This window comes from Streptomyces seoulensis (genome assembly GCF_022846655.1).
GTDB lineage: Bacteria > Actinomycetota > Actinomycetes > Streptomycetales > Streptomycetaceae > Streptomyces.
In genome coordinates this window covers 2,177,352-2,201,159 of record NZ_AP025667.1, presented here as the reverse complement: position 1 = coordinate 2,201,159, position 23,808 = coordinate 2,177,352, and the positions used below count along the sequence as shown (strand labels likewise).

The following is a 23,808-nucleotide window of genomic DNA, read 5'->3' as shown; positions in this document are numbered from 1 at the left end:
CGGTGCCCGGAGGCCCGGCGGCGTCTGCCGGAGGTCCGTCGTATGGACGCGGCATGGCGGGAGTGGAAAGCTCGAAGGACCGCGGGCGCCGCCGGAGCCGCCGCACTCACGCGGGTCCCCGCCGCGTTCGCGTCCCCGATGACCTCACCGTGCACGGGAGGCAGGATCATGGGCGACAAGACTCACGCACACCCCGGAGCCGCCGGCAGGGCAATGACGGCCGACCACCCCGCGTCCGTAAGGAACGTGGTGCTGGTCGGCCCCTCCGGATCGGGCAAGACCACCCTGGTCGAAGCCCTCGCACTGACCGCGGGAGCGGTGAACCGGGCCGGCCGCGTCGAGGACGGCGGCACCGTCTCCGACTACGACGACATCGAGCACCGGCAGCACCGCTCCGTACAGCTCTCGCTGGTCCCCGTCGAATGGGACGGCATCAAGATCAATCTCCTCGACACCCCCGGATACGCCGACTTCGTCGGTGAACTCAGGGCCGGTCTGCGCGCGGCGGACGCGGCCCTCTTCGTCGTCTCCGCCTCCGACGGCGTGGACGGCTCGACCCGGATGGTGTGGGAGGAGTGCCAGGCCGTCGGCATGCCGCGGGCCATCGTGGTCACCCACCTGGAGTCCGCCCGCGCCGACTTCGAGGAGATGACCCGGGTGTGCGCCGAGGCGTTCGGCGCCGACGACCCCGACGCCGTCCTGCCCCTCTACCTCCCGCTGCGCGGCCCCACCGGCCCCGACGGGCACGCCCCGGTGACCGGCCTGGTCGGCCTGCTCTCGCAGAAGCTCTTCGACTACTCCCCCGGCGAACGCAAGGAGTCCGAACCCGGCGAGGACCAGCTCCCCGGCCTCGAGGACGCCCGCAACCGGCTGATCGAGGGGATCATCGCCGAGAGCGAGGACGAGACCCTCATGGACCGCTACCTCGGCGGCGAGCAGGTCGACGTCAAGACCCTGATCGAGGACCTCGAACGGGCCGTGGCACGCGGCGCGTTCCACCCCGTGCTCGCCGCCGCACCCGCCCCCGAGGGCGCCCGGCAGGGCCTCGGCACCGTGGAACTCCTGGAACTGATCACCCGCGGGTTCCCCACCCCCTTCGAGCACCCGATGCCCGAGGTCACCGGGATCGACGGCACCCCCCGCGCCCTGAGCCCCTGCGACACCGAAGGCCCCCTGGTCGCCGAGGTCGTCAAGACCTCCTCCGACCCCTACGTCGGCCGCATCTCCCTGGTCCGCGTCTTCTCCGGCACCCTGCGCCCCGACGACACCGTCCACGTCTCCGGACACGGACTGGCCGACCGGGGCCACGAGGACCACGACGTCGACGAGAAGGCCGGCGCCCTCTCCATGGCCTTCGGCAGACAGCAGCGCCCGGTCCCCCAGGCGGTCGCCGGCGACCTCGTGTGCGTGGCCAAGCTAGGCCGCGCCGAGACCGGCGACACCCTCTCCGCCAAGGACGACCCCCTGCTCATGCGGCCCTGGCGGATGCCCGACCCGCTGCTCCCCCTCGCCATCCAGGCCCACAGCAAGGCCGACGAGGACAAACTCTCCCTGGGCCTGTCCCGGCTCGTCGCCGAGGACCCGACCATGCGGCTCGAACAGAACCAGGACACCCACCAGGTCGTCCTGTGGTGCCTCGGCGAGGCCCACGCCGACGTCGCCCTGGAACGGCTCCGCAGCCGCTACGGCGTCCAGGTCGACGTCGTCCCGCACAAGGTGCCGCTGCGCGAGACCTTCGCCGGCAAGGCCGCCGGACGCGGCCGGCACGTCAAGCAGTCCGGCGGCCACGGGCAGTACGCCATCTGCGAGATCGAGGTCGAGCCCCTGCCCGGCGGCTCCGGCATCGAGTTCGTCGACAAGGTCGTCGGCGGCGCGGTGCCCCGCCAGTTCATCCCCTCCGTCGAGAAGGGCATCCGCGCCCAGGCCGCCAAGGGGGTCGCCGCCGGCTACCCCCTGGTCGACCTGCGCGTCACCCTGCTCGACGGCAAGTCCCACTCGGTGGACTCCTCCGACGCCGCCTTCCAGACGGCGGGCGCCCTCGCGCTGCGCGAGGCGGCCGGCGAGACCCGCATCCACCTGCTCGAACCGGTCGCCGAGGTGAGCGTGCTGATCCCCGACGACTACGTGGGCGCCGTCATGAGCGACCTGTCCAGCAGGCGCGGCCGGGTCCTGGGCACCGAGCAGACCGGCTCGGGGCGCACCCTGATCCGCGCCGAGGTACCGGAGTTCGAGATCGGCAGGTACGCCATCGACCTGCGCTCCCTCTCCCACGGCACGGCCACGTTCAGCCGCGCCTACGCCCGGCACGAACCGATGCCCCCACAGGTCGCCGAGCGGCTGCGCGAACAGGCCGGCGGCACCCCCTGACCCGGCGTCGGCGGGCGGCTTCGGCCGTCCGCCGACGCGGGAGGGCCGGCTGCGGATACGCTGGCCGACGGGGTCCCGGACCGGCCGAACAGGCGCCGTGGCCACGGGACATCGCAACGATGTCCGGTTCGGCAGGTGTGCGCGGCGGGGAAGCCGGGAAGGCCGCAGGAGCGACACGGCGGCGATGGGGGCGGGAATGTCGGTTGGTACGGAGTGGGACGGTCCTCAGGTGCCCGTCTCCGGGGACGAGGGCCAGGCGGCGACCCTCGCGCTGGCCTCGGCGGCCTACCGGGACAACGCCATCGAGGAGATCAAGAAGGCCGACAACGAGTGGCACGCGTCCACCGTCAAGCCCGGCCGCATCCCGCTGTTCCGCCCCAATCTGGGCGAGGCGTTCTCGCGTGCCGTCGCCGACCGGATGCTCGCACCGGGCCGCAAGCCCCTGATCCAGTCCTTCGGCGCCGACCCCCAGGTCGTCGTGGAACACTGCCTGGCCGCCAACAACATCCGCCGCGAGCGCGACAACAAACTGTCCCTCGTGATGGTCGTGTGCGGCCTGATCTTCCTGCCCGGCCTCCTCGCCTGGCTCCTCGTCTTCCTGCTCCGCTCCTTCCTGGCCAAGCGCGAGGGCCGGGCCGGAGCCCTGGGCACCGCGCTCCTCGCCGGGGTCGGGGTCCTCGCCGTGCTCTTCCTGCTGAAGCTGCCCTTCGGCGGCATCCTGGGCTGGTACGTCCGCGCGGCCGTCGTCGTCCCGGTACTGGGCTGGTTCTGGGCCCGCCGCATCTGCGAGCGCACCGCCGCCGACCTGCGCGAACGCTGGGCCGGACTGCTGTCGGGCAGCAGCGTCGGCGCCAAGGTCCCCGAGGCCGTGCCGCGCAGCCCCGGCGAGACGGCCGCCGAGCAACTGCGCCAGTCCCTGGCCCGGCTCGGCGCCGAACAGCGCTCCAACTCCGTCTTCTACGCCGGGCCCAAGGGCATCCTCGGCATGGGCACCCGCTGGGGCTCCTGGCAGCTCGCGGAGGACCTCGTCTCGGCCGAACCCCCGCGCGAGATCCACCCGTTCCGGAGCTGGGACGTCATTCGCGCCATCCACGACCAGCTCAGCCTGCTGGAGCGCGGCCCCCTCAACACCGGCGGTTTCCCCCGCCCGTCGATACGGCACTGGATCGTCACCCCGATCGGCGAGAAGGCCGACGCGGTCTCCCGGCCCGAGGGCACGGACGTCGAGGCGTTCCAGATCAAGCCGCACGCCATACAGGAGATCTGCAACAAGCAGCAGTTCGGCAGCGGCGACCGGCACTACCTGGGCGTGCAGTGGACGCTGTGGGACGGCCAGCTCGTCCTCACCATGATGATCACGGTGACCGTCCTCCACGAGACCCTGCGCATCGAGGTCACCGGCCACGCGCTCGGCCCGGTCAACCCGCTCTTCCACGCCAAGCCGGCGGCCCCCACCAAGGAGGTCGCCAAGTCACTCAAGCCGTGGGAGAACCGGACCGTCAAGCTCCCCCTGGTCCCCACCGACGAGGTCGTACGCCTCGCCGTCCGGGCCCCGCTCACCTGGTACACCCCGGCCCTGAACTGGCTCGGCGGCTCCATCGGCCTCCCCGAGCCCTTCGGCCTGCGGCACTCCTGGGCCGACCAGCCCTGGCGCCACCGCTTCATGGCCGACGACGCCCTGCGCGCCGCCACCCCGGTACTGCGGGTGGTGCACTCCGCCGCGATCAAGGTGCTGAAGGAGAACGGCGTGGACACCGACAAGTTCGGCGCCCGCTCGGCGTTCCTCAGCGGCCTGGTCCAGGACCCGAGCCCGAGGAAGGCCGACCTCTACGACGCGTGAGCCCCGGGCGCCTCGGCGGGAGGCGCCGGCGGCCCGCCCGCGCTCGTCGGCCCTGGTCGGGCCTCGTCAGGCAGCGGGCCACGCCTCCGCGAGCATCTTGCGGGTGTCGCCGAGCAGTTGCGGCAGCACCTTGGTGTGGCCCACCACCGGCATGAAGTTCGTGTCCCCGCCCCAGCGCGGCACGATGTGCTGGTGGAGGTGGGCCGCGATACCCGCACCGGCCACCGCGCCCTGGTTCATGCCGATGTTGAAGCCGTGCGCACCGGACGCCGTACGCAGCGCCGTCATCGCCTGCTTGGTCAGCTCCGCCAGCTCGGCGGTCTCCGGACCGGTCAGATCGGTGTAGTCGGCCACGTGCCGGTAGGGCACGGTCATCAGATGGCCGCCGTTGTACGGGTAGAGGTTGAGCACCGCGTACACGTGCTCGCCGCGCCGGACGATCAGACCGTCCTCATCGGATTTGGCCGGGATGGAACAGAACGGGCAGCCGTCGTCCGCTCCGGGACCGCTCGGCTTGTTCTCGCCCTGGATGTAGGCCATCCGGTGGGGCGTCCACAGGCGCTGGAACGCGTCCTGCGTCCCCACTCCGATCTGCTGCTCCGGCTCACTCGTCATGCAAGGCAGCATATGGCTTCGCCCGTTCGCGGCGTGTCGCCGGGGCGGGGTGGAAGGAGCCAGCGGCCAAGCTGGACCGGTGCACCACGACAGCCCCAGGACGCGCTGGGAACGCCGCGCCGAGATGCCTCTCACCGTGGCGTCCCTGACGTTCCTCGGCTCGTACGCGGCCCTCGTCCTCGCCCCGCGCTTCGGCACCGCGTGGGACGACCTGTGGCTGGGGCTGCTGCTCGCGTGCTGGGCGCTGTTCGCCGTGGACTACGCGATGCGCTGGCGGCTGAGCGGCCAGGGCACGCGTTTCGTCCGCACCCACTGGCTGGACACCCTCGTACTGATCCTGCCCCTGCTGCGCCCGCTGCGGATCGTGCGGATCTACGAGTCCCTGGAGCGTCGGCGCGGCCTGCCCAGGCTCCCGCTGTACGCGCGGGTGATCGCCTACTCCGGGCTCGCGACCCTGCTGATGGGCTTCACCGGCGCGCTCGCCGTCTACCAGCAGGAGCGCGGTGCGCCGGCCTCGCACATGCAGACCTTCGGCGACGCCGTCTGGTGGGCCTGCTCGACGCTGTCCACCGTGGGCTACGGCGACGTCGTCCCGGTCACCACGGGCGGCCGGATCATCGCGGCGGCGATGATGGCGGGCGGCCTGGCCCTGCTGGGCGCGGTGACGGGGTCGTTCTCCTCCTGGCTGCTGCAGGTGTTCGCGCGGGAGGAGGACGAGCAACCCCCGGGGCGGTGATGCCCCGGGGGTCGCTCACGGGCTCCGGATCAGACCTGGACCCGCTCCTCCACGACCTTCTGGATCTTGGCGATGGCGTCCGCGAACGGGATGCCGTTCTCCTGCGAGCCGTCGCGGTAGCGGAAGGAGACGGTGTCCGCGTTCATGTCCTCGTCACCGACGATGATCATGAACGGCACCTTCTGGCGCTGGGCGTTCCTGATCTTCTTCTGCATCCGGTCGGAGGAGGAGTCCACCTCGACCCGCAGACCCTTCCGCTTGGCCTCGGCCGCGAACTTCTCCAGGTACTCGACGTGCGCGTCACCGATCGGGATGCCCACCGCCTGCACCGGAGCCAGCCACGCCGGGAAGGCGCCCGCGTAGTGCTCCAGGAGCACGGCGAAGAACCGCTCGATGGAGCCGAACAGGGCACGGTGGATCATCACCGGACGCTGCTTGGAGCCGTCGGGGCCGGTGTACTCCAGGTCGAACCGCTCGGGCAGGTTGAAGTCGAGCTGGATCGTGGACATCTGCCAGGTCCGGCCGATGGCGTCCTTGGCCTGCACCGAGATCTTCGGGCCGTAGAAGGCGGCGCCGCCCGGGTCGGGCACCAGGGGCAGGCCCTGCTTCTCCGCGACCTGGCGGAGGGTCTCGGTCGCCTCGTCCCACGCCTCGTCGGAGCCGACGAACTTCTCCGGGTCCTTGGTGGACAGCTCCAGGTAGAAGTCGGTCAGGCCGTAGTCGCGCAGCAGGCCGAGGACGAAGGTGAGCGTCTTGTCCAGTTCCTCGGACATCTGCTCACGGGTGCAGTAGATGTGCGCGTCGTCCTGGGTGAAGCCGCGGGCACGGGTGAGGCCGTGCACGACGCCCGACTTCTCGTACCGGTACACGGTCCCGAACTCGAAGAGGCGCAGCGGCAGTTCACGGTACGAGCGGCCGCGCGCGTCGAAGATCATGTTGTGCATCGGGCAGTTCATGGGCTTGAGGTAGTAGTCCACGCCCTCGTCGAGCTGCATGGGCGGGTACATGCCGTCGGCGTACCAGTCCAGGTGGCCCGAGGTCTCGAAGAGCTTCCCCTTCGTCGCGTGCGGGGTGTAGACGAACTCGTAGCCCTCCTCCTCGTGGCGGCGCCGCGAGTAGTCCTCCATGACCCGGCGGATGATGCCGCCCTTGGGGTGGAAGACGGCGAGGCCGGAGCCGATCTGCTCCGGGATGGAGAAGAGGTCCAGCTCGTTGCCGAGCTTGCGGTGGTCGCGCTTCTCGGCCTCGGCGAGGAACTCCAGGTGCGCCTTCAGCTCGTCCTTGGACGGCCAGGCGGTGCCGTAGATGCGCTGGAGCATCGGGTTCTTCTCGCTGCCGCGCCAGTAGGCGGCCGCGTTGCGCATCAGCTTGAACGCCGGGATGTTGCGGGTGGAGGGCAGGTGGGGACCGCGGCAGAGGTCCTTCCAGCACAGCTCGCCGGTCTTGGCGTCCAGGTTGTCGTAGATCGTCAGCTCGCCGGCGCCGACCTCGACGTCCGCGCCGTCGTCGGAGGAGGCCGAGCCCTTGAGGCCGATCAGCTCCAGCTTGTACGGCTCGTCGGCCAGCTCGGCGCGGGCGTCCTCGTCGGTGACGACGCGGCGGGAGAACTTCTGACCCCGCTTCTGGATCTCCTGCATCTTCTTCTCGATGGCCTTGAGGTCATCGGGGTGGAAGGGCTTCTCGACGTCGAAGTCGTAGTAGAAGCCGTCCTTGACCGGCGGGCCGATGCCGAGCTTGGCCTCGGGGAAGAGCTCCTGCACGGCCTGGGCCATGACGTGCGCGGTGGAGTGGCGCAGGATGCCGAGGCCGTCCTCGGAACTGATCTCGACGCCCTCGACCTCGTCGCCGTCGGAGAGCTCGTGGGTGAGGTCCCTGAGCTCGCCGCCCACACGCGCGGCGATGACGGAGCGCTCGCCCGCGAAGAGGTCGGCGGCGGTAGTGCCCGTCGTCACCACGCGCTCTTCCCGCTCGGAATCGCGTTGGATGATCACACGGACGTCTGACACCGGTCTCTCCTGACTGAAGGCTTGAGTGCGGCGCCGTACCAGGAGCGCGCGCACAAGGGATCGTACCGACCCGCCCCCGCCGACCGCGAAACGGTTACTTTTCGTGCCCGTCCCGCTACGCGTCCCCGCACGCCTCCTCGAAGAAGTCGAGGTTCTCCTGGAGGGACTTCATCAGCCGGTCGCGTTCGGTCTCGTCGACCCGGACGGGCACGACCCCGGTGGCGCCGGTGAGCCTGCGGAAGCCGCCCCGGCGCTCCAGCCGGCCGCGCACCCGCACGGGCAGGCCGACGAGGTGGGCGTGGCCCGCTATGCGGTAGTCCTCCTCGCCGAGGGTGAGCCGCAGGTGCGGGACCTCGGCGCCCGCCAGGACCCGCAGCCGTACGGTCCCCTCGCCGCGCGGCCCGGAGCGGCGCAGGCGGACGACGACCCCGGTGACGCTGACCGGCACGGAGGGCTCGGCGCGCAGGTAGCGGGTGCCCGCGGCGCGCAGTGCGGGGAGGTCGCCGGGCGAGAACTCGACGGGTCCGGCGGAGGGTGCGCAGCCTTCGGGGACCCCGGCGGCGGGGGCCCAGGCGATGGCGACGCGGGCGCCCTCGGAGCCCCGGACGAGCGCGGTCAGCGCTTCGGTGAGTTCGCGGCTGACTCCCGCCTCGACCGCTCCGTCGAAGGCGTCCATGGCGCCGGTGGCCCGCTGGTAGTCGATGGCCTCGCGGGCGGCGTGCAGGGCGTGGTGGAGCCGGACGGTGAGGGGGCGGCCGCCGGGGAGGGGGGCGAAGGCGGTGAGGGCACGGCCTTCGGTGGCGGGGCCGACGAGGACGTCGGCGAGAAGGGCGGTGGCCGGGCCGCGGTGCCGGGCGCCGTGGTAGCCGGTGCGGGCGCGGGTGGCGAGGGCCCCGGCGAGGAGGGTCTGGCGGGCGGCGGTGCGCAGCCGTTCGTCGAGGGTCCAGGGGGCGGCGCCGTCGACGGGTCCGCCGGGGGTGTCGCGGTGCCAGCGGATCTCGTCGCTGGGGACGGCGAGGGCGATCAGGATCTCGCGGGCGGAGGGGGCGGCGCTGCGGTGGAGGGCGTGTAGTGCCTCGCCGAGGAGGTCGTCGGCGTCGGGGAAGGCGCGGCTCTCGGGCACGAGGAGGCTGGTGGGGCCGTCGGCGGGGGCGGGCGGGGTCCAGCGGCCGTAGCGGCCGGGGACGCCGCCGCGTCGCCGCCAGCCGTGGCGGCGCAGCAGGGTGCCGAGGTCGGCGGGGTCTACACGGGCGGGGTCGGGGGGCCGGTGCCAGGCGGAGTCGTCCGGGTGGGCACGGAGCCGGCGGACGGGCTCGTCGGGGCTTGTCATGGCCTGCCTCCCGTACCGACGCGCGTCATGATCTCGCAGAGGGCGCGGTCGTCGAAGATGCGCGCGGTGGGGACGCGGACGGTGGTGCGGGTGCGTCCGGTGACGGGGTGCCCGGCGAGGTTGACCCAGTAGCAGCAGTGTCTGAGGTCGAGCCGGTCGTGTCCGGCGCGCAGCCAGTCGCCCTGGGAGCGCGGGACGATCATGACGACGAGGATCTTGTGCACCGAGACGGGGGTGCGGGCGAGTTTGCGCAGGTGGTCGTTGTCGAGCGTGAAGGAGAAGAAGGGGCCGGGGGGCCGGGGGGCGATCTGGTAGGTGCATTTGAGCTGCACCTTGATGGTGACCTCGTCGTCGACGGTGTGGCCGGGGGCGCTGTGGCTGACGTGCCAGTCGATGCCGTTGTCGGGGAAGGGCTGGGACAGCGAGCAGCCGGCCGCGGCGGCGACCGCGTGTAGATAGCCGACCTGCAGGGTCTCCATGCAGGCGGTGGTGGCGAGGGTGCCGCGAAGGTGGCCCGCGCTGTCGGGCAGCAGCCCGCTCCGCTCGGGCTGCGCCATGGCCATGGGACAACAGCCTTCCGAACCAGGGGTTTCCCCACTGCGGGCCGCTGAACTGCAAAGACCCGTACTCCTGTTGTCTCCTCCCGGCGTACGGCGCAAACGGGCCGGGTATCACCAAACGGGCAGAAGACGGAACGTCAGCCGCCATGTGCGGGCGAGGAGTTGGGTTGGTATGACGTGCTGGTACGAAGGGGCGCTGGTCGCCTTCGACACGGAGACGACGGGCGTGGACGTCGAGACCGACCGGATCGTGTCGGCCGCGGTCGTCGTCCAGGACGCGCCGGGGACGCGGCCGCGGGTGAGCCGCTGGCTGGTGAATCCGGGGGTGCCGGTGCCCGAGGGGGCGACGGCGGTGCACGGCCTGACGGAGGAGCACCTCCAGCACAACGGGCGCTGGCCTGCGCCGGTGGTGTACGAGATAGCCCAGCAGTTGGCCGAGCACACGGCGATGGGCCGGCCGCTGGTGGTGATGAACGCGCCGTTCGATCTGACGCTGCTGGACCGGGAGTTGCGCCGGCACCGGGCGTCGTCGCTGGACCGCTGGTTCGATTCGGCGCCGCTGCGGGTGCTGGACCCGAGGGTGCTGGACAAGCACCTGGACCGCTACCGCAAGGGCCGTCGCACGCTGGGCGATCTGTGCGAGCAGTACGGCGTGGCCCTGCGGGACGCGCACGACGCCGCGGCGGACGCGATGGCGGCACTGGACGTCGTACGGGCGGTGGGCCGGCGGTTCTCGGCGCGGCTGGAGCGGCTGTCCCCCGCGGAGCTGCACGCGCTGCAGGTGGGCTGGCACGCGGCGCAGGCGCGGGGGCTGCAGGCGTGGTTCGCGCGCAGCGGTTCCCCGGAGCTGGTGAGCACGGAGTGGCCGCTGCGGCAGGAGTTGTCGGCGGCGGCGTAGCCGGGGCGGACCCCGGACAGCGGAAGAGCCGGCCCGCTGTGTGCGGACCGGCTCCTCGTGCCGGTGGGCGATACTGGGTTCGAACCAGTGACCTCTTCGGTGTGAACGAAGCGCTCTCCCACTGAGCTAATCGCCCGGCAACGCACTGAACCATACAGGTCCGGGCGGGGTGAGTCCAAACCGCCGCAGCCCCGCCGCGTGGGCGGCCGGGGACCCCGAGTGCCGTGCGTGCGGTGGGTGATGGACGTGACCCGGAATCAGAAGCATTGCTCCAAAAGGGACTTGGAGCGGACTCTGCGGCTCCGGGAATTCGCATGTTGTCGCACTTGCGCGGAAATCCGAACGCATTCCGAGGAATATCGTCGGGATTTCCACCGACGGCCGGAATCCGCCGCTCCCCGCCAGGGTCCGGTACGTCCGGAAGTAAGCCTTGACCGTCTGCGTGGCGACGCACGGACGGGCGCGGACATGACGAAGGCCCGTCCGCTGTTCGCGGACGGGCCTCGGTCCAGGGTGGGCGATACTGGGTTCGAACCAGTGACCTCTTCGGTGTGAACGAAGCGCTCTCCCACTGAGCTAATCGCCCTGGGCGCAGGAAGAACATTACCCCATGTCAGAGGGTGCCTGTGACCACCTGCGGCACCGGCTCACTGGTCCTGGATCTTCCACGGCACGACGACGCCGAACTTCCAGAGGTAGATCCCGACGAGCACGCCGATGATCACCAGGCCGATCACGGTGAGGGTGATGTTGCGGCGGCGTACCCGCGGGTCCAGGGCCTTCTGGGCCGCCTCGGTGACCTTGCGCTTGGTCCAGCGCAGCACGAGCTGGGCCCAGACGAACTCGGTCGCCCAGATCGCCATGCCGCCGAAGATCACGACCCAGCCGGGCCCGGGCAGCGGGAGCATGACGATGCCCGCCGCGACCACGGCGAGCCCGATCACGAAGACGCCGACCTGCCAGCTCAGGTGCAGGGCCCTGCGTCTCTTGACGAACTGCGGCGCTCGCGAGCCGAGGCCGTCCCCGGCCGACCCCTCATCCGTCTCCGCCTTGTCCGGCACCACGGCGACCTCACCCGGCTCGTCACTCCCCGTATTCATACGGTCAAACCCTACCGGAGCGAATGAGTCACTGGAATGGTGGCAGATCTCGTACAACTTCTCGGCCGGAAGAGGTACGTAAAGCCGCGCAAAACCCTCAGAGGGGTTTACAACGGCACCGTAGGTGGCATGTCGATTTCGCCGACGTGCGAATCCCCGAGCGCACACTGAGCGAAAGGCCCTGGCGCTTATGAACACCACGGTCAGCTGCGAGCTGCACCTGCGCCTCGTTGTGTCGAGCGAGTCCTCCCTGCCTGTCCCCGCAGGCCTGCGGTACGACACGGCCGACCCCTACGCCGTGCACGCCACCTTCCACACCGGAGCCGAGGAGACCGTCGAGTGGGTGTTCGCCCGCGACCTTCTCGCCGAGGGGCTGCACCGCCCCACGGGCACCGGCGACGTCCGCGTCTGGCCATCGCGCAGTCATGGCCAGGGCGTCGTCTGCATCGCGCTCAGCTCCCCGGAGGGCGAAGCTCTGCTGGAGGCCCCCGCACGGGCCCTGGAGTCCTTCCTGAAGCGAACCGACGCCGCCGTGCCGCCCGGCACGGAACACCGGCACTTCGATCTCGACCAGGAGCTGTCGCACATCCTGGCGGAGAACTAGGCCCTGACACCCCACCGAGCCGCCCGGCGCCGTCCACTCGGGGAGACGGCCCGGGCCGAGACAACCGCATAGGGCACTCAGCGGCGTCGCCATCGTGAGCGTTCACGGGGCGGCGCCGCTGTGCGTTCTCGGCCGCGCGGGGCCCGCGAGGGAACCGCGGCGGCCGTGCGGGCGTTCTCAGGGGGCAGGGGTGGCCGCGCGACGGCACCCGGTGGGGCGGGCGCGGTTGTCGCTACCATCTGCCCCCATCGGCGGGCGCTCGCCCGACCCTCAGGCCAGGGAGCGAAACGTGCTGATCACCCACGACACCCGGTGCGCGCTCGACACCGTGGTGGATCTGGTGAACACCGCGCCGGAGGACGACACGGCGGCGGACGGACTGCGGGACGTGGCGGCGCTGGCGGAGTTCACACGCGGCCACGCCGTCAGTGACATCGGCACGCTGTCCGAGTCCGACCTGTCGGCCGTGCGGGAGATCCGCGCCCGGTTCGCCGGGATCTTCGCCGCGCCGGACGCCCGCGCGGCGGCCAGGATGATCAACGAGCTGGTCGCGGCCGCGGGCACCACCCCGCGCCTGACGGACCACGACGGCTACGACTGGCATGTGCACTACTTCGCCCCCGGCGCGTCGCTGTCCGACCACCTCGCCGCGGACTGCGGGATGGCGCTGGCCTTCTTCGTGGTGGCCGGGGAGCAGGAGCGGCTGCGGCGCTGCGAGGCACCGGACTGCCGGCGCGCTTTCGTGGACCTCTCGCGCAATCGCTCGCGCCGCTACTGCGACAGCCGCACCTGCGGGAACCGGCTGCACGTGGCCGCCTACCGGGCGCGCCGCAAGGAGGCGGCGGGCTGAGCGCGGGGACGACGCGGGGGAGGGCGAGGCGACGCCGGTCCCGGCGGGTGACGCCGGGACTGACGCGTACGGCTCACAGCAGCAGCAGGTCGTGCAGCGCGGCCATGAGGATCAGGAACCCGATCACCGCCAGGAAGATCATCAGCGGTGGCTGGGAAAGGGCGAAGAGGCATCCGCGCGGCTCGTCCTTCTGCGGCGCGGCCTCGCTCTGTGTCGTGTCGACCATCTCGCGGCGATGATGACCCAGGTCAGGCCCTGTACGCGATCAACACTCACGTAAAGAGCGGGACTTCATCGAATTCGTACCGTAGTTTTCGCGTCGCTCCGCGTGGTGAACGGTTTCGTGCGTGCCATGACGGTATGTGGCGAGTCGTCCGTCATGCCCAGGTCATCGGTGCGGCATATGCCGTCGGCTCATATGCCGTGCTTCTTGAGGATCGCCTCGATGTCGCTGAAGTCGTCCGCCGAGGATGCCGGAGACGCCGAGGAGCCGGGAGCGGACGAGGTGGCGGGCCGGGAGCCGCGAGCGGTGCCCTGGCGCAGGGCGGGTGCGGAGGCGGACGGGCTCACCGGGGTGGCCTTGCCGTCACCGGCGGCGGCCCGCTCGGCACGGACGCCCCGGCGGCGCTCCACGGCGCGGGTGAGGGCGAAGAGCCCCCAGGACGCACCGAGCACACCGAAGCCGGCCCAGGCCAGCGGGCTGAAGGCGGTCGAGGCGAGCCAGCCGACGGCGCCCGTCATCACCAGGCCGACCGGGATCAGCGAGTAGGCCGTGATGCGCAGGGCGGTCAGGAAGCGCTTGCGGTACGCGGTGACCGCGGCGATGCCCAGGCCCGCCGCGGACACGGCGGAGCAGATGGTCTCGGCGAGCATCCGGTCCTCCTGGCGGGGTCGGTCGGTCCTCCGGTCCGGTGTTCCGGGCCGGAGCGGCGAGGGCACCGGCGGTGCGCTTCGTCCCTTCCATCCTGCACCGTCCGGACCCGGCGGGGCCATGGTCAGGCCCGGAGATCAGGGACTTCTCAGGGATGCCCCGGTCCCGTCTCCGGGACGGCCGGGATTGGGCCGGGCCCCGCCCGCCTGGAAGACTGGCCGCATGAGCGACACCTCCCCCGCACACCCCGAGCCCGTCGTGCTCGACGTCTGGTGCGAACTCCAGTGCCCCGACTGCCGCGCCGCCCTGGACGACGTACGCGCCCTGCGCGCCCGCTACGGCGACCGGCTGGAGATCCGGCTGCGGCACTTCCCGCTGGAGAAGCACAAGCACTCCTTCGCCGCCGCCCAGGCCGCCGAGGAGGCGGTGGAGCAGGGGCAGGGCTGGCCGTACATCGAGGCGGTGCTGGCCCGGGTCGAGGAGCTCGACCGGCGGGGCGAGGCCGTACTGGTCGACGTGGCCCGCGAACTCGGCCTGGACGCCGAGGAGTTCGACGTCGCGCTGATCGACGGGCGGCACATCCTGATCGTGGACGCCGACCAGGCCGAGGGCAAGGCGATCGGCGTCACCGGCACCCCGACCTATGTCATCGGCGACGAGCGGCTGGACGGCGGCAAGAGCCAGGACGGGCTGCGCGAGCGGATCGAGGAGATCGCCGACCGCCTGCTGGCGGACGCGGGGGCCTGAGCCGCTACAGCAGGGCCTTGTTCAGCGTGCGGTACGTCGTCTCGTAGCCGAGCGACTCGTACAGCCGCTCGGCCGGGGTGTTGCCCGCGAAGACGTTGAGGCCGAGGGTCTGCTCGCCCTCGGCGACGGCGTGGGCCTCGGCGAGGAGCATGAGGGCGCGGCCGTGGCCCCGGCCGCGCCGCGCCTCCTCGGTCTGCACGTCGTAGACCCAGCGTTCGCCCTCGCGGCGGCCCAGCCACACCTGGCCCACCGGGTCCCCCTCGTGCTCCAGGACGCCGAACCACGCCCCCTCGGTGGCCAGCCCGTCCGGGAGGACGGTGGCGTGGTCGCGCCGGGCCTTGGCGTGCGCGTCGGCCTCGGGCACACCGCGCTCGATCCACTCCCCCGCGTACCGCACCCGCTCCGCCGCCTGCCAGAGCGCGAACTCCGCCTCGGTCATGGGCCGCGCCGTGCTGCCCGGCGGCAGTCGCGGGGGCTCGTCCCCGAGCCGCTTGCGCATGCCGCGGTTGCGCGGGACGTAGCCGAGGGCGTCGGCTAGCCGGGACGCTGCCTCCGCGCCGGCCGGGAGCGTCAGCTCGATCTGGCGGCAGCCCCAGCCGCGCGCGACCTCCTCGGCGGCGAGCATGGCCACGGTGCCCCGGCCGCGCCGCCGGTCGGGCTCGTCGATCCGCAGCTCGGTGACGCGGGCCACCGAGGGGCCGAGGAACGGCGAGGTGCCCAGGTGGACCTCACCGGCCGGGCGGCTGTTCACACAGACCTGGAAGCGGCGCGAACGGGTTCCGTCCGCGTGCTGTCGAAGCGGCTCGGTCGGCCGCAGTGTCGTCGTCATCACGGGAGTTCTACCCGTTCGGCGGCCCGGGCTCAGCCGAATTACCGGCGCCCGCCCGGCGGATGGGGGGTCACGGGTTCATGTCGGCCCGCGAGCGCTCCTCGAAGATCCGCATCGCCTTGGCGGTCACCGGGCCCGACGTGCCTGGCAGTTCACGGCCGTCGACCCGGTGCACGGCCTGCACGTCGCGCAGCGAGGAGGTCAGGAAGATCTCGTCGGCGCGCTCCAGCACGTCCAGCGGCAGGTCGGTCTCCTTGGCGCCCGTCCACTGGACGGTCAGGTCGCGGGTGATGCCGGCCAGGCAGCCGGAGGCGACCGGCGGGGTGTGGATCTCGCCGTCGAGGACGACGAAGACGTTGGAGCCGGTGCCCTCGCAGAGCTGCCCCACGGAGTTGGCGAACAGCCCTTCGGACGCGCCCTGTTCACGGGCACGGGCCAGCGCGACGACGTTCTCGGCGTACGAGGTGGTCTTCAGGCCGGTGAGGGCGCCGCGTTCGTTGCGGATCCAGGGGACGGTGACGACGGCCGTGGAGTCGGGGCGCCGGGTGGTCCCGCTCACGGCGACGACCAGGGTCGGGCCGTGCGCGCCGCGCTCCGAGCCGAGGGGCGCCTGGCCGCCGGTGTACGTGACGCGCAGCCGCCCGAGCGGCATGGGGTTGGCCTCCAGCACGGCCGCGCAGGCACGGGTGACCTCGTCGTGGTCGGGGTCGGGCAGACCGAGGCCGCGGGCGGAGCGGGTCAGCCGGTCGAGGTGGCGGGTGAGCGCGAACGGCCTTCCCTCGACCGTCTTCAGCGTCTCGAAGACGCCGTCGCCCACGGTCAGGCCGTGGTCGAAGACGGAGACGCTCGCGGTCGTGGCGTCCCGCAGGGCGCCGTCCAGCCAGATGCTCATGTGCGGGCCTTTCCACTGTCCAGGTACTGCCCCGACGCTACCGCGAGCAGCCGGGACGCCTTGAGTTCGGTCTCGCGCCACTCCGCGTCGGGGTCGGAGCCCCAGGTGATCCCGGCGCCGGTGCCGAAGCGGAGGGCTGCCGGGCCGTCGGGGGACCGGTCGATCCAGAAGGTGCGGATGCCGACGGCCAGCTCGGCGGTGCCCCGGTCGGCGTCGACCCAGCCGATGCCGCCGCAGTAGGGGCCGCGCGGCGCTGTCTCCAGGGCGGCGATGATCGTGAGGGCGCTCTGTTTGGGGGCTCCGGTGACCGAGCCGGGCGGGAAGGCGGCCGCGAGCAGCTCGGGCCAGCCGGTGCCGGCGCGCAGTTCGCCGCGCACGGTGGAGACGAGGTGGACCAGTCCGGGGTGCTTCTCGGTGACGCACAGGTCGGGGACGGTGACGCTGCCGGTGGCGCAGACGCGGCCGATGTCGTTGCGGACCAGGTCCACGATCATCACGTTCTCGGCGTGGTCCTTCTCCAGCAGGTCGGCCTCCGTGCGGCCGGTGCCCTTGATCGGGCCGGACTCGACGGTGCGGCCGTCCCGGCGCAGGAACAGCTCCGGCGAGGCGGTGGCGATCTCCACCCCGTGCGCGGGCAGCCGTACGGTGCCCGCGTAGGGGGCGGGGTTGCCGCGGGCCAGCAGGGCGGTGAGGGCGTCCACGTCGGCGTCGGCGCGGACCGGCGCGCTCAGCACGCGGCACAGGTTGGCCTGGTAGACCTCGCCGGCCGCGATGTGCTCCCGGATGCGGTGCACGGCCCGTACATAGGCGGCGCGGTCCAGGGAGGTCGTCCACTCCTCGGGTACCGGACCCCGCCAGGCGCCCGGTACCGGGGCGGGCACGGGCGCGTGCCGTACTTCGGCGAAGCGTGCGCAGGTCAGCGCGCCCTCGAAGTCCGCGACGACGGCCCAGAAGCCGGTGGAGTCGAGGGCGGCGGGGTCGCTGGTGACGTCCAGGAGGCCGGTGGCGACGCGGTCGCCGAAGCGGGCCAGAGGAGCCTGGGAGGGGGCGGCGGCCGGGAGGTGGAGCACGTGGCCGAGTCTAGGCCGGGTGTCCGAAAGCCGAGCCGGGGAGGCGTCCCGCGGGGGCCTTGACGACGGCGTCCACCGGGTGCACCGCAGCACGCTGCGCAAACGCGTTTTTGTGCTGGCTCAGGAATCCGCTAGAGTTCAACACGTCGCCGGGACGCGCAAGCCGACCGAAACGACAAGCGGACGTAGCTCAGTTGGTAGAGCGCAACCTTGCCAAGGTTGAGGTCGCGAGTTCGAGCCTCGTCGTCCGCTCGCAGGAACTAGGGGTCTTCCCGATCCCCTACACTCCTGGTGGAGTGGCCGAGAGGCGAGGCAACGGCCTGCAAAGCCGTCTACACGGGTTCAAATCCCGTCTCCACCTCCAAGGACGATTAGCTCAGCGGGAGAGCGCTTCCCTGACACGGAAGAGGTCACTGGTTCAATCCCAGTATCGTCCACTGGATCTTCTTCGAGGTCCCATCCCGCGCGATTAGCTCAGCGGGAGAGCGCTTCCCTGACACGGAAGAGGTCACTGGTTCAATCCCAGTATCGCGCACGCAGTGCCCATGATCCGCTCCATGGAGTGACATCGAGTGATCGTGGTCCCGAGGACGATTAGCTCAGCGGGAGAGCGCTTCCCTGACACGGAAGAGGTCACTGGTTCAATCCCAGTATCGTCCACACACCGAAGAAGCCCCCGGCCGTCTCGCACGGCCGGGGGCTTCTTCGTGCCCGGACTCAGCTCGAGAACAGCATGTGGCCGAAGCTCTTGTGGCGGTGGTGGCCGCCGTAGTGGCCGCCACCGTGGTGACCGCCGTGCGGGGCACCCCAGGCGGGCGCGGCCGGGGCGGCGGCGGGGTAACCCTGCGGGGCGGGCGGCGGCGGGCCGGGCTGGGTCCACTGGGACTCCATACGGGTCAGCGCCTCCAGCTCGCCGTAGTCGAGGAAGATGCCGCGGCAGCCGTTGCACTGCTCTATCTGGACGCCGTTGCGGTTGTAGGTATGCATCGGCGCATGGCACTTCGGACACTGCATGGTTCGGCTCAACTCCTCGCCGTCGGGTACTGCTTGGTGTTTCCCCAGGACAGACTCCGTCCTGCCCCGGTCGGTTGCAGCCTATTCCGGGAAATCGCGGGCCAACTGGGCGGGGGCACCCGTCATTCGCGCGCAGGCGTCCACGAGCGCCTGTTCCACCTCGTCCAGCGGCCGCCTCGCCGTGAGCGCCTTGGTGAGGGCGAGGGCGGCGCTCTGCACGGTGAGCGCGCGGGCGGGGACGTCCAGGACCGGCCAGGGGTCGCCGTCCGCCGGTACGCCCGGGCCGTCGGCCTCCTGGTAGGCGGTCAGGAAGCGGAGCCATTCGTCGGGCGGGAGCAGGCCGCAGGCGTACCAGGCGGCGGGGCGGGCGAGGTCCCAGGCGGGGTCGCCGAGTCCGAGGTCGTCGACGTCGATCAGGCACCAGGGGCCGTCGGGCGCGGGGTGGCGGACGAGTTGGCCGAGGTGCAGGTCGCCGTGGCAGAGGAACGGCGTGCCGGGGGCGGGGGTTTCGGCGCGGGCCCAGGGCGGGAGGGCGGCCCAGGCCGCCAGGACGGGCGGGGCCGCGGTGGAGGTGTGGCCATCGAGGGCCCGGCGCAGGCGGGATATCGCCTGCGCCGCTTTAGCGGGGCCGCGCATCGGGGGCAGTCCGGCGGGCGGGGCGGCGCGGTGGAGGCGGGCGAGGAGGGTGGCGACGGCTTCCCAGGGGGCGGCGTCGGGGTCGTCCCGGTCCACCGGGGCGCCGTAGGGCCAGTGGGTGACGAGGCGGTCGTCCAGGCGGGCCGGGGCCGGTGCGAGCGGGGGCAGCAGGACGCCGGGGAGGCGGGCGGCCACGGCCATGCGGAGGGCCAGCTCGTGCGGGTCGGTGTCCGGGGCGTGGGCCTTGGCGACCGTCGCGCCGTGCCGGACGACGGTGGCGTCCGGGCGGTCGGCCAGCGGGCCGCAGACGCAGGCGCAGGGCCCGGTGCCGGAGTGCGCGGCCGCGCGGACCCGGGCGGTCAGGGCCGGGGCTGCTTCTCGGGTCACGGGAGGTGAGCGTACCGGGGTGCGGGAAACGCAATGCCGGCGCAGCTCCCCAGCTACGCCGGCATTGCGTGTCGTCCGTCGCACCCCCGTCCCCACGGGGTTTCCTGGATGGGAGGGATATCCCGCCCGGACCGCTCTTCCGGGCCTGGTCCGCTTCTCAGCGCCCCAGCATCGCACCCACGGACGACGCCTGTGTGGCCACCGTCTCCCAGCCGTCGAAGACGATCAGGAGCAGGGCCGCCAGGGGAAGGGCCATGAGCGTCGCCACCAGTGGGTGGCGGCGGCCCGGGTGACGTCGAGCGAGTGCGTCGCGCCTCGGTGCCGTGTGGGCCATGGTCCCTCTCCCGGCCGATTCGGTTGTTGGCAGCGGCGGGCGTCAGGCCTCGGGGGGCGAGCGCCGCACCCGCCGCTTGACTACAAATCTAGGTAACCGGTGTTTCGCGGGCGTCATGCCCTCGTACCGAATGGCGGGCCTCCCGGAGGATGAGCCTCCTCTCCGCGAGTACTCCCCTGGGTGGAGACGCGGGGCGCGGTCTCAGGGTCTTCCCGGAGGGGGCGCGGGCGCCTGTCCCCGTGTCTCCTCCCAGGGGTGGATTGCCGTGACTTCAGTCACTTTGACCTCCCGAGTCCGGAGCCGGGTGGTGGGGCGGCACCGTGAATCGTGCGGGTGGCGGCCCGCCCGCTCCTCCCCCGCGATCCGCCACTGGCCCGGGACCGGCCAATTGACTTAAAGTCAATGACCGTGCCAGGTCAGAGGGTTGATCACGTCCTTACATCAACCACACAACAAGATCCGTGTCGCTGACCGCGTTTCACCTCGGGCGTGGGGTAGGCGCAATCCATCGGCCCGAGAGGGCGCGGCCTCTGCGCGCGGGCGGCCGTGGAAACGTAAGCTGGGCACGTCACAGGGACCGGGCAGCGGGGATGAACATGGCGATGATGCGCCTGAGGCGCGAGGACCCGCGCGTCGTCGGCTCGTTCAGGCTTCACCGACGGCTCGGGGCGGGCGGGATGGGCGTGGTCTATCTCGGTTCCGACAAGAAGGGCCAGCGGGTCGCGCTGAAGGTGATCCGGCCCGATCTCGCGGAGGACCAGGAGTTCCGTTCCCGGTTCGCGCGCGAGGTGTCGGCGGCCCGGCGCATCCGGGGCGGCTGCACGGCGCGGCTGGTGGCGGCGGACCTGGAGGCCGAGCGGCCGTGGTTCGCCACGCAGTACGTGCCCGGCCCCTCCCTGCACGACAAGGTCGCCGAGGAGGGTCCGCTGTTCGCGGCCGACGCGGCGGCGATCGGCGCGGCCCTGTCCGAGGGGCTGGTGGCGGTGCACGAGGCCGGTGTGGTGCACCGGGACCTCAAGCCGTCCAACATCCTGCTGTCCCCCAAGGGCCCGCGGATCATCGACTTCGGCATCGCCTGGGCCACCGGCGCCTCCACGCTCACGCACGTCGGTACGGCGGTCGGCTCCCCCGGCTTCCTGGCTCCGGAGCAGGTGCGCGGCGCGGCGGTCACCCCGGCCACGGACGTGTTCTCGCTGGGCGCGACCCTGGCGTACGCCTCGACCGGTGACTCGCCCTTCGGGCACGGCAGTTCCGAGGTCATGCTCTACCGGGTGGTGCACGAGGAGCCCCAGTTGCACGGGGTGCCGGACGCGCTGGCCCCGCTGGTGCGGGCGTGCCTGGCGAAGGACCCCGAGGACCGGCCGAGCACGCTCCAACTGTCGCTGCGGCTCAAGGAGATCGCCGCCCGCGAGGCACAGGGGCTCGGCGACGTACGGCCGCCCGGACCGCGTACGCCCGTGCAGGACCGGCCCTCCGGGCGGCTCGTGGACACCTCGCCCGACCAGCAGCGCACCACCCAGCGCCGGGCCGCTCCCGGCACCCCGCCCCCGCGTGGAACCGCACCCTCCCGGGGCGGGGCTCCGTCACGCGGCGGCGTCGCCTCCCGCCCCGGCCCGGCGCCGCGCGGCACCGGCAACCGTTCCGCTCCGCGCAGCGGCGCCGGCCGTCCGGTTCCGCGCACCACGGGGACCAAGCTCCGCCCGGCCAACCCCCGGCTGCTGCGGCAGCGGCTGACCGTGTTCGTGGTGGTGACGCTGCTGGTCGCCCTGGGCATCGCGGTGGCACAGGGGTGTACGGGCCCGGCGCGCGGCCTGGGCGGGGGTCACGGCGAGCGGCACACCAGCGTCCAGCAGGTCCCCGTACCGCAGGACGGCGGCAGCCCGCTCCCGCCGCAGTACGACCCGACGCCGCGCCCCACGCCCAGGGGGCGGTGAGGCCGGGCGGTCAGGGGCGGGTCGCGTAGAAGGCGACCGCCGAGGCGGCCGCCACGTTCAGGGAGTCGACGCCCGCCTCCATCGGGATGCGCACATGGACGTCGGCCGCCGCGAGCGCCGCCGGGGACAGGCCCTCGCCCTCGGTGCCCAGCATCAGGGCGAGCTTCTCCGGGCGGCGGGCGGCGAGTTCGTCCAGGGTGACGGAGTCGTCGGACAGACACAGCGCGGCCAGTTCGAAGCCGTGCGCGCGGAGCGTGTCGGCGTCGTGCGGCCAGGAGTCGAGGCGGGCGTACGGCACCGCGAACACCGTGCCCATGGAGACCTTCACCGAGCGCCGGTAGAGCGGGTCGGCGCAGCGCGGGGTGAGCAGGACCGCGTCCACGCCGAGGGCGGCCGCGTTGCGGAAGGCGGCGCCCAGGTTGGCGTGGTCGACCATGTCCTCGAAGAGGGCGACCCGGCGCGGGGTGCCCTGGGGGCCGGCGGACTCCAGCAGTTCGGCCGGGGTGGGCAGCGGCTTGCGGGCCATCGAGGCGAGGGCGCCCCGGTGGACGTGGTAGCCGGTGACGCTCTCGGCCAGCTCGGGGGTCACGACGTGGATCGGGCAGGCCGCTTCGTCGATCAGGTCGGCCATGGTGTCGACCCACTTGGGCGTGAGCATCATCGAGCGCATGCCGTAACCGGCGTTCCGCGCGCGCCGGATGACCTTCTCGCCCTCGGCGATGAACAGCCCCTCGGCGGGCTCGCGCCTGCGGCGCAGGGCCACGTCGGTGAGGTCGGTGTAGTCGTGCAGGCGCGGGTCGGCGGGGTCGTCGACGGTGATGAGCTGGGCCACGGGGTGCGGGTGCCTTGTTCTTCGGAAGGGTTCTTCGGACGCGGACGGGGTCAGGGCTGTTCGGTGGGCGGGGTCACGTCCACCACGGCACCGATGACGATGACCGCCGGGGGCTTCACGCCCTCGGTCCGTACGGTCTCCGCCACGGTGGCGAGGGTCGCGTCCACCCGGCGCTGGGCGGCCGTGGTGCCCTCCTGGACGAGGGCCACGGGGGTCTCGGGGGCCTTGCCGTGCGCGATCAGGGTCTCGGCGATCCGGCCGATCTTGTCGACGCCCATGAGGACGACGAGGGTGCCGGTGAGGCGGGCCATCGCGGGCCAGTCGACCAGGGAACGCTCGTCGTCGGGGGCGACATGGCCGCTGACCACGGTGAACTCATGGGCGACCCCGCGATGGGTGACGGGTATCCCGGCCGCGGCCGGCACCGATATCGAGCTGGAGATGCCGGGGACGACGGTGCAGGGGATGCCCGCCTCGGTGAGCGCCTGCACCTCCTCCATGCCCCGGCCGAAGACGAACGGGTCGCCGCCCTTGAGCCGCACCACGGACTTGCCCTGCCCGGCGTGCTCGATCAGGGCGTTGTTGATGGCCTCCTGGGCCATGTACCGCCCGTAGGGGATCTTCGCGGCGTCGATGACCTCGACGTGCGGGGGGAGTTCGGCGAGCAGGTCGCGCGGGCCGAGCCGGTCGGCGATCACCACGTCCGCCTCGGCGAGCAGGCGCCGTCCCCGGACGGTGATCAGGTCGGGGTCGCCGGGGCCGCCGCCGACCAGGGCGACGCCCGGAGTGCGGGTGCGGTGGTGGGGGGCGACGAGGGTGCCGTCGCTGAGGCCCGCCACGACCGCGTCGCGGATGGCGGCGGTGTGCCGGGGGTCGCGGCCGCGCGCGCTGGTGGTGAGGACGGCGACGGTCACGCCCTCGCTGGTGCCGGTGGCGGGCGTCCACGCGGTGGCCTGGTCGGCGTCGTCGGAGCGGACGCACCAGACGCGGTGGCTCTCCGCCTCGGCGGAGGCGGTGGCGTTGGCGGCGGGGTCGCTGGTGGCGATCAGGGCGTACCAGGCGCCGGAGAGGTCGCCCTCGGCGTACGGGCGGCGCAGCCAGGTGATCTCGCCGGCGTCGGCCATCGCCTCGACGGAGGGAGTCGCCTCCGGGGAGACCAGGAGGACGTCGGCGCCCGCCGCGATCAGCGCGGGCAGGCGGCGCTGGGCGACCTGGCCGCCGCCGAGGACGACCACGCGGCGACCGGTCAGGCGGAGGCCCACGGGGTAGGCGGGGTGTTCGGCCATGAGGTGCGGCTCCTCGTACAGCTTGCGGTGGGCGCGCCGCGTCGTCGCCGGCGGCCCTGACGTGCGGATC

The 23,808-nt window shown here is 72.4% G+C and carries 22 protein-coding genes and 7 tRNA genes; 13 read left to right on the top strand and 16 right to left on the bottom strand.

Going from position 1 to position 23,808, the window contains the following annotated elements; genetic code table 11:
• Positions 1–168: 168 nt before the first annotated feature.
• Positions 169–2,367, top strand: coding sequence for an elongation factor G-like protein EF-G2 (locus tag HEK131_RS10145; protein ID WP_217460894.1), 2,199 nt, complete (start codon positions 169–171; stop codon positions 2,365–2,367).
• A 196-nt stretch (positions 2,368–2,563) separates the two neighbouring features.
• On the top strand, positions 2,564–4,207 hold the full coding sequence (locus HEK131_RS10140; protein WP_244334437.1) for a hypothetical protein: 1,644 nt from the start codon (positions 2,564–2,566) through the stop codon (positions 4,205–4,207).
• A gap of 66 nt (positions 4,208–4,273) precedes the next feature.
• Here HEK131_RS10140 and HEK131_RS10135 read toward each other — a convergent pair whose 3' ends face one another.
• Positions 4,274–4,834 carry an HIT family protein gene (locus HEK131_RS10135; protein ID WP_161150217.1) on the bottom strand — a complete coding sequence of 187 codons (561 nt, stop codon included), beginning with the start codon at positions 4,832–4,834 and terminating at the stop codon, positions 4,274–4,276.
• A 112-nt stretch (positions 4,835–4,946) separates the two neighbouring features.
• Here HEK131_RS10135 and HEK131_RS10130 point away from each other — a divergent pair, with 112 nt between their 5' ends.
• Entirely contained in the window at positions 4,947–5,558 is a 612-nt protein-coding gene (locus tag HEK131_RS10130) for a potassium channel family protein (protein WP_432215695.1), read from the top strand.
• 29 nt (positions 5,559–5,587) lie between these two features.
• Here the strand turns inward: HEK131_RS10130 and thrS are convergent, their stop codons facing one another.
• The 3 genes from thrS to HEK131_RS10115 form a co-directional block, all read right to left on the bottom strand.
• Positions 5,588–7,564, bottom strand: coding sequence for a threonine--tRNA ligase (gene thrS / locus HEK131_RS10125; protein ID WP_244334433.1), 1,977 nt, complete (start codon positions 7,562–7,564; stop codon positions 5,588–5,590).
• A gap of 115 nt (positions 7,565–7,679) precedes the next feature.
• Positions 7,680–8,894 carry a hypothetical protein gene (locus tag HEK131_RS10120; RefSeq protein ID WP_244334432.1) on the bottom strand — a complete coding sequence of 405 codons (1,215 nt, stop codon included), beginning with the start codon at positions 8,892–8,894 and terminating at the stop codon, positions 7,680–7,682.
• Positions 8,891–9,457 carry a DUF4365 domain-containing protein gene (locus HEK131_RS10115; protein ID WP_244334431.1) on the bottom strand — a complete coding sequence of 189 codons (567 nt, stop codon included), beginning with the start codon at positions 9,455–9,457 and terminating at the stop codon, positions 8,891–8,893. The genes HEK131_RS10120 and HEK131_RS10115 overlap by 4 nt, the downstream gene beginning before the upstream one ends.
• 169 nt (positions 9,458–9,626) lie before the next feature.
• On the opposite strand from HEK131_RS10115, the gene HEK131_RS10110 reads away from it, so the two are divergent.
• Positions 9,627–10,352 carry a 3'-5' exonuclease gene (locus HEK131_RS10110; protein WP_161149306.1) on the top strand — a complete coding sequence of 242 codons (726 nt, stop codon included), beginning with the start codon at positions 9,627–9,629 and terminating at the stop codon, positions 10,350–10,352.
• Between the two features lie 64 nt (positions 10,353–10,416).
• Here HEK131_RS10110 and HEK131_RS10105 read toward each other — a convergent pair.
• The 3 genes from HEK131_RS10105 to HEK131_RS10095 form a co-directional block, all read right to left on the bottom strand.
• Positions 10,417–10,488, bottom strand: a tRNA-Val gene (locus HEK131_RS10105).
• Between the two features lie 378 nt (positions 10,489–10,866).
• Positions 10,867–10,938, bottom strand: a tRNA-Val gene (locus HEK131_RS10100).
• Between the two features lie 61 nt (positions 10,939–10,999).
• The gene (locus tag HEK131_RS10095) at positions 11,000–11,452 is read right to left on the bottom strand and encodes a TIGR02611 family protein (protein WP_217460887.1); all 453 of its coding nucleotides are present in this window, start codon (positions 11,450–11,452) and stop codon (positions 11,000–11,002) included.
• A 190-nt stretch (positions 11,453–11,642) separates the two neighbouring features.
• Here HEK131_RS10095 and HEK131_RS10090 point away from each other — a divergent pair, with 190 nt between their 5' ends.
• Together HEK131_RS10090 and HEK131_RS10085 are read left to right on the top strand one after the other, a co-directional pair.
• Entirely contained in the window at positions 11,643–12,056 is a 414-nt protein-coding gene (locus HEK131_RS10090; RefSeq protein ID WP_010351314.1) for an SsgA family sporulation/cell division regulator, read from the top strand.
• A gap of 289 nt (positions 12,057–12,345) precedes the next feature.
• Positions 12,346–12,906: a CGNR zinc finger domain-containing protein gene (locus HEK131_RS10085; protein ID WP_217460886.1), complete on the top strand. Its 561-nt coding sequence runs from the start codon at positions 12,346–12,348 to the stop codon at positions 12,904–12,906.
• 73 nt (positions 12,907–12,979) lie between these two features.
• Here the strand turns inward: HEK131_RS10085 and HEK131_RS10080 are convergent, their stop codons facing one another.
• Positions 12,980–13,132: a hypothetical protein gene (locus HEK131_RS10080; RefSeq protein ID WP_202496316.1), complete on the bottom strand. Its 153-nt coding sequence runs from the start codon at positions 13,130–13,132 to the stop codon at positions 12,980–12,982.
• A 188-nt stretch (positions 13,133–13,320) separates the two neighbouring features.
• Positions 13,321–13,779, bottom strand: a complete 459-nt coding sequence (locus HEK131_RS10075; protein WP_244334430.1) for a hypothetical protein — start codon at positions 13,777–13,779, stop codon at positions 13,321–13,323.
• A 220-nt stretch (positions 13,780–13,999) separates the two neighbouring features.
• On the opposite strand from HEK131_RS10075, the gene HEK131_RS10070 reads away from it, so the two are divergent.
• Positions 14,000–14,524: a DsbA family protein gene (locus HEK131_RS10070; RefSeq protein ID WP_217460884.1), complete on the top strand. Its 525-nt coding sequence runs from the start codon at positions 14,000–14,002 to the stop codon at positions 14,522–14,524.
• A gap of 4 nt (positions 14,525–14,528) precedes the next feature.
• Here HEK131_RS10070 and HEK131_RS10065 read toward each other — a convergent pair whose 3' ends face one another.
• The 3 genes from HEK131_RS10065 to HEK131_RS10055 form a co-directional block, all read right to left on the bottom strand.
• The gene (locus HEK131_RS10065) at positions 14,529–15,353 is read right to left on the bottom strand and encodes a GNAT family N-acetyltransferase (RefSeq protein ID WP_244334428.1); all 825 of its coding nucleotides are present in this window, start codon (positions 15,351–15,353) and stop codon (positions 14,529–14,531) included.
• Positions 15,354–15,423: 70 nt separating this feature from the next.
• Complete coding sequence (locus tag HEK131_RS10060; protein WP_244334426.1) at positions 15,424–16,245, bottom strand: aminotransferase class IV; 822 nt, start codon at positions 16,243–16,245, stop codon at positions 15,424–15,426.
• Positions 16,242–17,315: a chorismate-binding protein gene (locus HEK131_RS10055; RefSeq protein ID WP_244334424.1), complete on the bottom strand. Its 1,074-nt coding sequence runs from the start codon at positions 17,313–17,315 to the stop codon at positions 16,242–16,244. Before HEK131_RS10055 ends, HEK131_RS10060 begins: the two co-directional genes overlap by 4 nt.
• Positions 17,316–17,494: 179 nt before the next feature.
• Between HEK131_RS10055 and HEK131_RS10050 the strand changes: the two genes are divergently transcribed.
• The 5 genes from HEK131_RS10050 to HEK131_RS10030 all read left to right on the top strand — a co-directional run bounded on the left by HEK131_RS10050 (position 17,495) and on the right by HEK131_RS10030 (position 17,975).
• A tRNA-Gly gene (locus HEK131_RS10050) sits at positions 17,495–17,567 on the top strand.
• A 38-nt stretch (positions 17,568–17,605) separates the two neighbouring features.
• Positions 17,606–17,679 (top strand) — tRNA-Cys (locus HEK131_RS10045).
• 1 nt (position 17,680) lies between these two features.
• Positions 17,681–17,752 (top strand) — tRNA-Val (locus HEK131_RS10040).
• A 26-nt stretch (positions 17,753–17,778) separates the two neighbouring features.
• Positions 17,779–17,850: transfer RNA gene (locus tag HEK131_RS10035), tRNA-Val, on the top strand.
• A 53-nt stretch (positions 17,851–17,903) separates the two neighbouring features.
• Positions 17,904–17,975: transfer RNA gene (locus HEK131_RS10030), tRNA-Val, on the top strand.
• A 57-nt stretch (positions 17,976–18,032) separates the two neighbouring features.
• Here the strand turns inward: HEK131_RS10030 and HEK131_RS10025 are convergent.
• Entirely contained in the window at positions 18,033–18,329 is a 297-nt protein-coding gene (locus HEK131_RS10025) for a zf-TFIIB domain-containing protein (protein ID WP_217460880.1), read from the bottom strand.
• A gap of 81 nt (positions 18,330–18,410) precedes the next feature.
• Positions 18,411–19,352 carry a phosphotransferase family protein gene (locus tag HEK131_RS10020; RefSeq protein ID WP_244334422.1) on the bottom strand — a complete coding sequence of 314 codons (942 nt, stop codon included), beginning with the start codon at positions 19,350–19,352 and terminating at the stop codon, positions 18,411–18,413.
• Between the two features lie 924 nt (positions 19,353–20,276).
• Between HEK131_RS10020 and HEK131_RS10015 the strand changes: the two genes are divergently transcribed.
• On the top strand, positions 20,277–21,620 hold the full coding sequence (locus tag HEK131_RS10015; RefSeq protein ID WP_244334421.1) for a serine/threonine-protein kinase: 1,344 nt from the start codon (positions 20,277–20,279) through the stop codon (positions 21,618–21,620).
• Between the two features lie 10 nt (positions 21,621–21,630).
• On the opposite strand, the gene HEK131_RS10010 is transcribed toward HEK131_RS10015, so the two are convergent.
• Positions 21,631–22,452 (bottom strand): TrmH family RNA methyltransferase, encoded by an 822-nt coding sequence (locus tag HEK131_RS10010; protein WP_161148018.1) that lies wholly within the window; start codon positions 22,450–22,452, stop codon positions 21,631–21,633.
• Positions 22,453–22,502: 50 nt separating this feature from the next.
• A complete protein-coding gene (cobA, locus tag HEK131_RS10005; protein ID WP_244334420.1) occupies positions 22,503–23,738 on the bottom strand; it encodes a uroporphyrinogen-III C-methyltransferase in 1,236 nt (411 codons plus the stop codon).
• Positions 23,739–23,808: the final 70 nt, after the last annotated feature.